Genomic DNA, 12,545 nt, shown 5'->3' on the forward strand with positions numbered 1-12,545 from the left:
CGGCCATCTTGGATGATCTTAACACAGTCGCTAACGGGCTTCACCCGACGCCGGAAGCTTAAGCTTGACAGGGCTTCCCGTACTTCTGCTTTCATTCGCCGCTTCCAGGAAAGCGATGACCTCTATCGTTTCAGTTATATGAATAGGCACTGCCTTGGTTTGAAACATCTGCATCACCGCTTCCAGCATGCTGGCGTAATACGGCTTTTCATTCGTATAGATGTCCACGAAATCCGCTCCCCCCTCACGGTGAAGCAGGGCACCAAAGCGCTTGTTGCCTTTGCGGTTTCCGCGGATGGTGCCGATCCGCCCATCGGACCAAAGGCCGACTGCCAGATCATGCTCCTCGCTGCTTGTCGCCCTTACTTCCACGCAGCCTGGCCCCATGCAGCGGTACAGCATATCCGCCATATGAATGCCATACCAGAAGAACCCCGGCTGCGTGGATTGCAGCTCCATCGGGCCGCTGCAATCCACGCCAATAAGTTCTCCAAGCAATCCCTGCTCGGCTGCGGCTGCCAAATTTGCCGCCCAACGAACCGACGAACAGCTCATGAGCGGTACATGGTGCTCTTCCGCGAGGCGTGCGATGGTCTGGGCGTCCCGGCTGCTGAGCGCAAACGGTTTATCGATGAATACCGGTTTTCCGTATGGAGCCACCGCTTCGAACTGCTCTACATGCAGCCTGCCGTCCACGGTCAGGAGCATGATTGCATCCGCTGCTTCCGCAACGGCCTCCGCGTGATCGACCATCCGCACGCCGTATTCATCGCGGATCTGGGTTGTATAACCCTCTACCCTGCTGATACTAAGCGGAAAATCCGGTGATCCTCCCGGAAAAGCGGTAGTGACTCTTCCTCCCGGGACATGAAATGGGTGAGCAGGGCTATTCAGCATCTCCGCAAACAGGGGGGCGTGGGAGGTATCCAGGCCAATCATGCCAATATTCAGGGCTTCCTTGTTCATGGCTTGACCCCTCCCGCATTCAACCGTACTTCCCTTCCCGTCCGGGCAGATTCATAAATGGCCAATATCAGATCAACCGATTTACGTGCCTCTTCGCCCGAAATCAGCGGCTCACGGTTATCCCTTACCGCCCGGATCAGGTCATCCACCAGAATATAATGGCCGTCTGCCGAAATGGCATGCGGATCATCGGTACCTTCGGCTGTTCCCCCCGGTTCGCTGCCCGGGACTGTATCTCCATCCAGCGTCTTCCATACTTTGAATCCGCTGTCCCCGTAGATGATGGACCCATGCTCGCCATGGATCTCAAAGCGAGCTTCCTGGCCCGGGTTAACGGTCGTCGCACCCTGAATCACGCCGTACGCTCCGCTTACATACTTGATGACTGCAACGGCGGTGTCCTCCACCTCAATGTCATGAATCAGCGGGGACGCATAGGCAAATACGCTCTCCACGTCGCCCATCAGCCACCGGATAATATCCACGCCGTGAACCCCCTGGTTCATCAGCGCCCCGCCGCCGTCGAGCGCCCAGGTTCCGCGCCATCCGGCACTCTTGTAATATTCACGGCTGCGGAAATATTTCAAATACGCGTCGCCCATCACCAGGCGTCCGAGCTTGCCTTCATCCACCACCTTTTTGGTAAGGAGCGCCGCTTCCGTCGTCCTCTTCTGAAAGACGGTGGCCAGCTTCACCCCGTTCGTATGGCACGTTTCGATCATCTCATCCATATCTTTTGCCGTAATGCCCAGCGGCTTTTCGCAGAGCACATGCTTGCCTGCTCTAGCCGAAGCCACCGTAACATCCCGGTGCAGCCCGCTCGGCACGCATACGCAAACCGCATCCACTTCTCCCTCGTTCAGCATCTGTTCCAGCGTGGCAAACGTAGGAGGAGATCCGAACTCTTTAGCCAAGGCATTGGCCTTCTCCGGTATCTCATCAACGATGGCCGTCAGCTCCGCTTCCGGATGGCCCAGAATCGCACGTGCATGGAGCGGGGAAATGACACCCGCGCCGACAATGGCAAAACGCATTTTCTTCGTCATTGCAACCTCCTTATCGGTGAGTGCACCATGGTTTACATCCTCATTCTAGAAGGGTGTATCTTAGCTGCCAATCCTCCGTTATAGGGCTTTGCCTACACCTTTGCCTGCATCCGCAGAATGGGAGATGAATCTGTAAAGATGCATATTCAGATGTATATGAGGCTTGCCAGCCCGATTATCGCAAAAAAAAAGAAGATGCATTCCGCATCTTCCCTGCTTCACTCGCCTTATGCTTGTTTTCTGTCTTGCTCTCGGGGCTGCTCCTCGAGGTTCCATCTGGCCGCCCAGCGCTCCATTTCCAGAAGGGCCGTCTTAAAATCCATGCCCTTCTCCGTCAGCGAATACTCCACCGTCACAGGCACCGTCGGGAACACCTGCCGATAGACGATGCCGCTATGCTCCAAATGGCGGAGCGCGTTGGACAAGGACTGCGTCTTGACGATGGCCAAGTCCCGACTGAGCTGATTGAACCTTCTCGGCCCCTTCGACAGCTCCGCGATCACTAGAAAAGCCCACTTGGCCCCCAAAATCTGCAATACCGAGCAAATATTCGAAAGGTCTTCCTTATTGCCTGGCTGAGGCTGTTCCATATGCCAAACACCTCCTTACCATTTGTAAGTAACTCCATGTATTTGGATAACATCCAAATGTTTTGCGTTCTTACTAAAGGAATGCAACATCATTATAATGCAATGGAGAGCTCTCCAACACCCCCGAAAGGAATGATTTTGATGAACCGTTTGTTCATATATATTCTGACGCTGGGCGTTTTTCTCACCGCCACCTCCGAACTTATCGTCTCAGGCATTTTATACGTCATCGCTTCCGATCTCCGTATTTCGGTTGCGCTCGCGGGGCAGCTGGTTACGGTTTACTCGCTTGCTTTTGCCTCCTTAACGCCCGTGATCGTATTTTTTACGTCCCGCTGGGAACGCAAAAGGGTGCTGATCCTGTCGCTCGTTCTCTTCATGCTGGGAAGCGCGGCTTCCATTGTCCCTCATTTCGGTGTCCTTCTGGTTTCCAGGGTCCTTCTGGGCGTAAGCTCGGGCGTATACCTGGTGACGGCTTTCGCAGCCGCGGCCAAAATCTCCCCACCCGACAAAGTCGGCGCCGCCATCGGCACGATCGTGCTCGGCTTTAGCTCGGCCATGATTTTGGGAGTTCCGATCGGCATCGCCATCGCCAAATGGCTCAATTGGCAATCCATCTTTGTCATTCTCGGCGTGCTGAGCCTGTTGATGGCCCTCATCATCCTCCGGTTTCTTCCACGCATGTCCGGCGATGAGCCGGCTTCATTACGCCAGCAGTTCAAAGTACTGGGCTCCAGCGTCATCGCCAGCCTGCTCCTGCTCAGCTTTTTCCGCGAGTCCGGAAATTCCGTCCTGCTGACATATTTGACGACCTTCTTGAACGAACTGCTTCATTTGAACGCGGGGACGATCAGCCTACTGATGCTCGTGCTTGGACTCATCGGCGCGCTGGCAGCCCGCCTGGGCGGCTCCGGCGCCGATCGTTTTGGAACCCGGCGCATCATTCTCGCCAGTTTAATCATCCATGTGTCAGCACTGCTCCTGCTCCCGCTATTCACGGGCTCGCTCGCTGCAGAAATCATGCTGATCGGATTCATCATGTTTTCGATGTTCATGGGCGGACCTGCTCTGCAAACCCATGTGATCAAGCAGGCTCCCGAGTCTTCCAGCCTCGTCCTCAGCCTCAACACGTCGATGATTCATTTGGGCCTCGCCGCTGGAGCCGGTTCGGGCGGCATGCTGATCGAACGCACGTCGACCGTCCTGTACAATCCATGGCTGGCGGGAATCGTCGTAATGCTGGGGCTTGGGACCGCGCTCCTCAGCTTCACGCTTAGCAAACGGCGCACTGCTCAAAGCGCGTAAATGACAGGGGGGCACACTCCCCTCAGCAAAAATTCGCCTATACGGCCGTCTTCGTTCATATGCCTCCGATTTCATACAGGTGTAATACCCGTTTTCCGCTTTGTTCAGATCTCTATGAGGGCAACAAAAAAAGAAGATGCTCTCGGCATCTTCTTTCTTTCTACAACCCATCATTTCGCAGCGGTACGGACTATTCTGTAATACGCTCGCTGCCTGTGGCTGTCCGCGTAAAACCATGGTCCAACGAAGCTTCTTCAATATCTCCATAAGCCCAGTGCTTGGACGGAACATCCTTCCATGTCGGTACGATAACGCCTTCCAGCGGACCGCGCTTCAGAATGCGGTTCAGCACCGTCACGGCTTCGGCGCGCGTCAGCGGCTTGTCCGGACGGAACGTGCCGTCCGGCATACCCTTCATGATACCCGCTTGAATCACCAGTTTCAGGTCCTTTTCGGCCCAATGTCCCTGGATGTCCTTGATATCACTTGCAGCGGTTGTTCCGGCTGCTTCCTTCAGGCCAAGCCAGCGGGTGACGATCGCGGCCATCTCCGCCCGGGTGATCGATTGTTCCGGTCCGAAACGTCCATCCGGAAAGCCCTTCATCAATCCCGTCTTGGTCATTTCCGTCACGGCATCCTTCGCCCAATGGGTGGCAGTCATATCCGGATAATCCACCGGTTCCAGGATGCCGGCTTTACCGGTACCTATCCGCGACAGCATGGTTGCCATTTCTGCCCGCGTGAGGCTTTTCTCCGGTTTAAATGTGCCGTCCGGATATCCTTTGATATAAGCCAGGTGGCTTCCCTCGGCATCCCCTGCCGAAGCACCGGAGCCTATATTTCCCGCCTGTCCCAGGCTTTGTCCGTGATCCTTCAGATATTGGGCAAGATTGTCGATATTCACGATGGTAAACGTGCTGAACTTCGTAATGTTAAAAGAAAGCCCTATTCTGTTTTCATCATATGTGCCGATTTCAGGCTTCACGAGAACACGCTCGCCATCACTGTGTTCGATGAAAACTGCCAGATTGGACAAAAATGCATCCCGCTCCGCTCCCGAAGGAATGGAGGATGGATCAAGAGGCAGCGTAATCGTAACGGCGCGGCTGCTCATGTTGGTTTCGATCGTCATCGGACGTCCAACGACGTAAATGTTACCGTCGCCGAGCACTTCACGAACCACTTTTTCCTGCTTGGCACGCATCTCTACTTGCTTTCGCTCATCTTCCTTTTTAATCGGTACGATACGGAAATAAAGATCTTTATTTAATCCTGTTAAAGATTCAGCAGGTATACTGATCTTGCCGTTCTCCGTATAAATCTCTACATTCAGGCCAGCGCCTACCAATTTTTCGATCGCAAGTCTGGAGATATTGACATCCACGGCTGACACTTCGTCCTTCGCGTCCGGAATGAACAAGCGTGCCGTCGTCGAACCGTTCGCTTGAGCCATGTTCACCGTTTCCTCGGCCTGGCTCTGCGTATAATTGACGGTATCTTTTTTCGTTTTGTCCGGCAGCGTGGTTCGAGTAATGACCGTTTGAGCTGCATTTTCGAATTGCGTGCCTTTGCCTACCTGGACATTCACTGTAATCGTCTCGGTCTCGGGCTGCGGAACTGGTGATGGCGTGGAACCCGATCCGCCTCCTGAGTTTCCACCCGTGTTACCGCCCTGCCCATTGCCCTCTGAGGACGTCTCGGCCTTGATCACGAGCGTAAATTCCTTCGTAACCGTGGCATCGCCTTTTTGGATGGTCGCTTTTAATGTCACGGTCTGATCCCCTTGACCGCTAGCTGGTCGCGTAACTTTTCCCGTGACAGGATCTACGTAACCTTCCGGCTCGCTGGTCCATGTGATTTCGGTTCCATGTTCTCCGCTCGTCGGAAGCTCAACGTCATGCAGTACGTGATTCTCATCTTCGCCTTCGCGATAGTCGATGTTCAAAGCGGTTTTGTCCAACTCTACGGCTTCTTCATCAGTCATCGGTGCTGCTTTGACGATCAGCGTAAAGGTCTTTGTATCCGTTGCATCCCCATTGGTAATCGTTGCTGTTAGGATGACTGTCTTGTCTCCTGACGTAAAGCTCGGACGCTTAACATCCCCGGACGAGCTGATCACATCGGGATCACTGGAAGTCCAGGTAATGTCCGAATCGTTTGTTCCCTTTGTTGTCAATCCAACATTGCCGGTAACACTGTTGCTCGAGTCTCCAGGTTGATATATCACTTCCAATAGGTTCTTATCCAATTGTACGACCGTGTTTTTACTAGGAACATCCAAATAGAAGTTATTTGAAGTTAAGCTATTTGTCGTTCCTTCCACACCGTTCGGCTTAATCGTAACCGACGCATACTTGGAAACATTGGTCTTAACACTTGTTTGCCCAGTAAACGTAACTTCAATGGTATAATCGTCTACTTTTACCGCTTGGGCCTGAATGCCTTCAGGCAAATTATTCACGATCAAGCCTGCTGCTGCTTCGGAAGTAAATTTCCCGTTGCTTAGCGTAACCGTAAGCTTAGGAGCGATCGTTCCGTCCGGCTGATCCAGAATCCGATCCGGCGAAACCTGAATGGTTGGTGGCGGATCCTGGAACACAATACTGAACGAGTTTGACTCCACATCCTTGGTCAACATGATCTTTTCGCCCGGAAAATCTATTTGATCTTCGTTAGGCACAATACATTCCTTAGCAACAGACAGAATGATGTCCGAAATACTATTGGCCGCCGAATGGTCCAATGCTTTGCCGGTCAGCGTAATGGTCAGCTCATGATCCGAGTTGCTTACGGCGCCAATTTCAATGCCTGCTGGAAGCTTGTCTATCTTAATGTCCTGAGCTGTCAACTGACGGTTTAATGATCCGTGATACACCACTGCTTGAACGGTATTCGCAGACCCACTCAGTGCTCCATCATTTTGATCCGATTCGCGGAGCACAGGTGTTTGCACGAGCAAATAAGGCTCCGGTTCATTGTAGTTGATCTTGAAGGTGTTGCTGGTTAAGTCTTGATTGTTGCTGCCGGTGACTTTATTTGCTTGAACCACAAGGGACGACATCAGGTCGTCTTCATTGTCATGTTGATTGGCGTACGTATCGAATGTCACCGTGATATGGGAAGGGTCCACGAAAGTAACCTGTGGATTATTCATTCCATCCGGCAAAGGATCAAGATGAATGCCGTCGTTCTCAATCTCCGGTTTAAAGGCGCCATCCTGGATGCTGACATTCAGCGATCCTTTAACCCAACCGCGATTAAAATCAGGTACCTCCGCTACCTCTCCTTCCTCCACGTGGATCCGGGCCGGATCCATGAAGCTCATCGAAAACGTTGGAGTCGTTAAATCCTTCGTTTCTCCTAATATGGCTTCCTTATTGATGGTAAAGGAGACACGATCCGTCGAGAATTCCTTGCTGTGGTATGTCGCTTGTCCAGTAAAAGACAACTCAATGCTTTTTCCATCTGCGCTCCGGACAGCTTGAGGGATGAGTCCGACCGGCAGATTATTCACCTTCAGGCTGCTGGAGTTAAAGCTGTCCTTAAACATTCCCCCAGTGATTCTGATGACCTGTTTGTCGATTATGGAGCCATCGTTCTCCTCGGATTCCACGAGTTTCGGCGTGTCCAGACTGAGCTTCGTATCCACCGGGATTACGACGGTTTTCTCGGAGTAAATGCCTCCCGGTCCCTCCACGCGAACGAGTGTCGTCGCCGGATAATCTGCAGTCAAATAAACGAATGCCGTGCCGTTCGCATCCGCCGTCACTTGAGCCTGCGAAACGTGAACGTCAGGATTGGCAACACGAATGGTAAGCGGTACGTTGCTAGCAGGTGTTCCGTTCACATTAAGCGCTGAAATGTTCAGCCTCACTCCCTGATTAGCTTCAACCACTGGCGTAAACGACACGCTCTTCGGAGCTTCCAGGTACGTCTGCGAATGGAGGTCAATCGGACTGTAGGTATTGGAGAAGTACCATTTGGTTATGTTGTGCTCCTGCCAAGCTGATCCGGTGGATGCCGTAAACCCGACATACACATCGTCTGACTGTAAAATGTTAGTCAAATCCAGTCCGGTTTTACGCAGCACAAAATCTGCCGGCCGTCTATCGGTCGTGCTCATCCGCACTTCGATGGACTTATCCGATCCGTCATAGTCAATCCAGACATGCTGAGTGTTCGTGTTTTTGCGCATACGAATGTCCGGCGTGGTATCCAGATTGCGGTAGTCGCCAACATAGCCGTTCACATCGGTGGCTTCCTTTTGCCCCTTATGGCTTACTGCGCCATTGATATCAATAGCCGTATGGTTGGTATACAGTGCATCTGAAGCATTGGCTCCTTTTCCAAGAGGGTCTCCTAGATCTCCAATGTCAGGTCCGTTTCGGAATGTATCGAACTCGACGCCAACGCTACGCCCGATTCCGGAATAACCAAGGCCAAGACCCGCTCCGCCGGCACCATTGGAAGTGGTCTGAACGGTAAAGACGAGACCGTCCGCCCAAGTCCACGGCGTGCCGTTCACGACGAGGCCGCTGCCCTTGGTCATATCGAATTCGAAATAGGTACTGAAAGACTTATTATTGGATAAGGAAATTCGGTCATTGTTAAACACGGTCCCCCATTGACCGGACTGGCTTGGTGTAAGTCTCAGCCCATTGTTCACGATGGCCGAGTTGCCATTCAACTTCAATCTCCCGTCGCGGGTGAATTGATCGTATTTGAACGTCAAATAATTCTGCTTGTTGGTTTGTGCATAACCGACAGAGATGAACAAATGACTTGCCTGCAAGCATAGAAGCGCAATGACCAACAAGCAGGAAGTCCACTTTCTCTTAAACATATTTCGATCCCCCTCTTTATCTAAAAAAATTACCCGGCGAAGATGCGGCCATCCGATCAATAATGAATTTTTTTCAGAGCGCATCATTCTCCTTGCTGTGGCATGGAACGTATCCACAATCGGAATATAACAGATGTCACTGAACCGATTCTGAACATTTTTTTACATCATTCTACAAATTTAGACACAATTAGAGGAGGGTAAAGTTGAATTTTTGAGGAAGGACACGCCACTTGGGCAATTGCAGCCGCCAGCATTCCCTGCTTATACCCAGAAAAAAGAGAACGCCATAAGCGCTCTCTTTTCGCTTTCCTTTCCTTCAGATCAGGAAATGGCAATATTCAATGTTTTGATTTCATATGGCGCGATGGCTACCTCGATGTTCTGTCCAGCGAATGGCAGCGCGGATGGATGTTCTTCCATCAGGTCCGTTTCCTCCGCAGAACGGATTGCTCTGAGATACGGATCAACCGTTACGGCCGCTTTCGTCCGAATGCCTCCGAATTCGTACAGGCGCACGATCAGCGTTTGGCCGTCTTCGGATTTTTTGACCGTATCGATCATGACATTGCGGGCGTCCGTCTTCAGCATGCCAAGCACATCCGGAAGAGCGTTGCCGTCAGCAACAGCAGCCGTCAGCAATGGCGAATTCAGCTCGCAAGCCGCTTGATGGGTTCCGGCCTCGTACCATCCGCCGCTATGTGGATACAAGGAATACGTGAAATCATGCCGTCCTTGATCCGCATTGCCGTCCGGGTAAACGGCCGACTTGATCAAGCTCAAACGAATGACGTGATTGCGGATGTCGTGGCCATATTTGCAATCGTTCAACAGGCTGACGCCGTAACCGCCTTCGGACAAATCCACCCAGCGCTGGGCCACCGATTCGAAGCGCGCATAGTCCCAACTCGTATTCCAGTGTGTCGGACGTTCCACATTGCCGAACTGGATCTCGTACGTCGCTTTCGTCGAGCGGATCTCCACAGGGAAGGCCGTTTTCAGCAGCTGCTGATGCTCGTTCCAATCCACGCAAGTTCGGAAATCAATGCGCGGGCTGTCGCGATACACCGTCATATGCTGCTCGATCGTGGAATTTTGATAACCATAGACCAGTTTCAACACGCCGCGCAGCGGACCAGCTTCGAGCACCGTCAGTTCCTGCAGCGTGTCCACGACGGTCATTTTATCCTGATAATAAATATCGATGTCCCAAGCGTCATGTGCCATCGGCTTATCCTCGAATACCTGGAGCACGTTGGCCGGCTCACCCGGCTTCAGCACTTCGCGTCCGGCCCGCTTGTCATAGAGCGAGGCCATCTGACCCGCTTCATTCAGGCGAATGCTGTAGTATGGCGTCTCCAGACGATCGGTCCCGATGCTCCACGTCTCGGAGGCTACTTCACCGTTCTGCACTGCGTCGACCGTAGATCCAGCCTGCGCACTCTCCACGTTGCCCCGCCCATAAATCGTCACGTATCCATAAGCAGGCACATCATGAACCGACACGAGCACTTTACCCGAATCTGAAGTGTTGTCCGAGGCCTTTTGGGCTTCTAGCTTCACACCGTCTGGGCTATACCAGTTCATCTCAGCGGCGCCGTCCAGCTCCACCTCCGCGAGGAAAGAACGCGGATGGCCAAGTGAATTAAAGATGCGGATAGCCTTGCCTTGCGGCGCCTCCGCTCCGGCGATCTCCCCATTTTGCTGCACCAGACCACTGAGTCCGGTATCGATAGCTGCAAGCGCCAGCTTTTCCGACTCCTCGTATTCCAGCTTGCTGTCCTCATACACTTCATGTATGGAAGAACCTGGAATGATGTCGTGGAACTGGTTGCGCAGCACGATCTCCCAGCTCTCCGCCAGTTGGGCGGAAGGATACGCATGCTCCGGATTCAACACGAGCGCAAAAGCGTTCAAGAATTCCGCGTTATGCAGCAACAGCTCCATCCGGCGGTTCATTCGCTTATTATACGCCTGTGAGGTATAGGTTCCGCGGTGGTATTCGAGATACAATTCCCCGTCCCATAAGTGCAGCTGCGGCTGATCTTGGACCTGCTCCTCAAGCCGCACGAAGAAGTCCTCCGCTCCTCCGGCTTTGACCTGAGGCGCCCCTGGCATATCCTCGTAACGCCGGACGGCCTCCAGCATATCTCGCGTCGGCCCGCCGCCTCCGTCGCCCCAGCCATAAGCCAGCAGAAGTTGATCGTTGATGTCCTTCTGACGGTAATTGTTCCACAGGCCCTGCACGGAGGCACCCGTCACATTGCCGTTATACGTATAGAACCAACTGCCGTCATTATCCGGCGTCGTAATGTAATGCGTCAGTATTTCCGTTCCGTCGATGCCTCTCCATGTAAATGTATCGTAAGGGAAGCGGTTGTACTGGCTCCAGCTGATTTTGGTCGTCATGAAATAGTCGATGCCGCTCTTCTTCAGAATTTGCGGAAGCGCCCAGCTGTAACCGAAGACGTCCGGCAACCACAATACGCGGTTGTCCACGCCGAATTCCTCCTTGAAAAACCGCTTGCCTGTCAAAAGCTGACGCACCAGCGATTCGCCGGAAGGTATGTTGCAGTCCGATTCCAGCCACATCGCTCCGGTTGCTTCCCAATTTCCGCTTTGCACGCGGTCTTTGATCTTCGCATACAGCTCCGGGAAATCTTTCTTCAAATATGCATACAACTGCGGTTGCGATTGCAGGAACACGTACTCAGGAAAACGATCCATCAGCGTAAGCACCGTCGAGAACGAGCGTCCCGATTTTTCGCGGGTATGCTGTAGTCTCCACAGCCACGCCACGTCGATGTGGCAATGTCCCACCGCCGTAATCTGCGGACGCGGTCCGCGTGGAATGGCCTCCAGCCGTTCCCTCAGCGTACGGCGGGCCTGCACGGCGGAAGCATAAAACGCCTCCGAGCCCGGCTGGCTCCAATCCAGCTGATTAAATGCCGCTTCCAGCGCATCCGTCAGCCCATGTCTTTCCAACTGGCGTTCGTCCAGCTGCTTCACGGTTTGCAGCATGTGCAGCGACGTATAATACAAGTCGTCCACATCTTCGTCCAGAATCGCTACGCTCAGCGAATCAATGCGGTGATCAAACGGCGAACGTCCATCCGGCGCGGACAGGCCGCTCCAGGCATAGATGGCCAGTTCCGCGCGGCCGGATGCCACCGTCTCTTCCGGAAAGAAAAGCTCGGCATGATTGCGGTCCAGCGCCTGCAGCGCTTCTCCATTCAGAAAGACCTGCGCTTCGTATCCCGTGCAGTTTCCCCCGCCGGTCTCCCCAAGCTTAATGAGGCCGATCACGTCTTGCCCCTTCCAGCTTTGCGGGAATTCGATTTCAGTCATAAACCAGGCATAGCGGTCTCTGCCGCCCCAATGATCACCAATGCGAACGACAGCACCCGATGCGGACTGCTGACGCGCCTCATCGAGATCCTTTACATCCGGAACGATATGGACGCGATCTAACGCGCGTCCTTCCCGGTATCTCAGTCCACCCAGTTCCCGAATACGGTTTTCCAACTTCTGCAGAACGAATCTCATAACTGTTATGTGCTCCCTTCCCCACGCTTCTTCATTTTTAGTATATATAATATATCATTTATGTATAATGTGAAATAAGAAAAACAACTTCTTGCGATATCAGGATGATTTTCCCGGAAGGCTGTACTTTCTGATTTCTTAACAAAAAGGCTGCCTGCTATTTTTATAGCAGACAGCCTGTGGGTGGTGCATTTTAACATCCATGGGCATCAACAAAAGACGAAAGAGTTACAACCGCAGTTAAATGCC

The 12,545-nt window shown here is 52.9% G+C and carries 6 protein-coding genes; 1 reads left to right on the plus strand and 5 read right to left on the minus strand.

The features are described from left to right. Nucleotides 1-30: 30 nt before the first annotated feature. The 3 genes from GRF59_RS20095 to GRF59_RS20105 all read right to left on the minus strand — a co-directional run bounded on the left by GRF59_RS20095 (nt 31) and on the right by GRF59_RS20105 (nt 2,602). Nucleotides 31-966, minus strand: a complete 936-nt coding sequence (locus tag GRF59_RS20095) for a Gfo/Idh/MocA family protein (protein WP_160499497.1) — start codon at nt 964-966, stop codon at nt 31-33. Beyond that, nucleotides 963-2,012 (minus strand): Gfo/Idh/MocA family protein, encoded by a 1,050-nt coding sequence (locus GRF59_RS20100; RefSeq protein WP_160499498.1) that lies wholly within the window; start codon nt 2,010-2,012, stop codon nt 963-965. Before GRF59_RS20100 ends, GRF59_RS20095 begins: the two co-directional genes overlap by 4 nt. A gap of 227 nt (nt 2,013-2,239) precedes the next feature. After that, nucleotides 2,240-2,602 carry a winged helix-turn-helix transcriptional regulator gene (locus tag GRF59_RS20105; protein ID WP_160499499.1) on the minus strand — a complete coding sequence of 121 codons (363 nt, stop codon included), beginning with the start codon at nt 2,600-2,602 and terminating at the stop codon, nt 2,240-2,242. Between the two features lie 132 nt (nt 2,603-2,734). Here GRF59_RS20105 and GRF59_RS20110 point away from each other — a divergent pair, with 132 nt between their 5' ends. After that, nucleotides 2,735-3,907, plus strand: coding sequence for an MFS transporter (locus GRF59_RS20110; RefSeq protein WP_341480115.1), 1,173 nt, complete (start codon nt 2,735-2,737; stop codon nt 3,905-3,907). A gap of 190 nt (nt 3,908-4,097) precedes the next feature. Here the strand turns inward: GRF59_RS20110 and GRF59_RS20115 are convergent, their stop codons facing one another. Both GRF59_RS20115 and GRF59_RS20120 read right to left on the minus strand, forming a co-directional pair. Further along, complete coding sequence (locus GRF59_RS20115) at nt 4,098-8,750, minus strand: immunoglobulin-like domain-containing protein (protein WP_160499501.1); 4,653 nt, start codon at nt 8,748-8,750, stop codon at nt 4,098-4,100. Nucleotides 8,751-9,074: 324 nt separating this feature from the next. Then, nucleotides 9,075-12,296, minus strand: coding sequence for an alpha-mannosidase (locus tag GRF59_RS20120; RefSeq protein ID WP_160499502.1), 3,222 nt, complete (start codon nt 12,294-12,296; stop codon nt 9,075-9,077). Nucleotides 12,297-12,545: the final 249 nt, after the last annotated feature.

Source organism: Paenibacillus dendrobii, assembly GCF_009807035.1.
GTDB classification, from domain to species: domain Bacteria; phylum Bacillota; class Bacilli; order Paenibacillales; family Paenibacillaceae; genus Paenibacillus_AQ; species Paenibacillus_AQ dendrobii.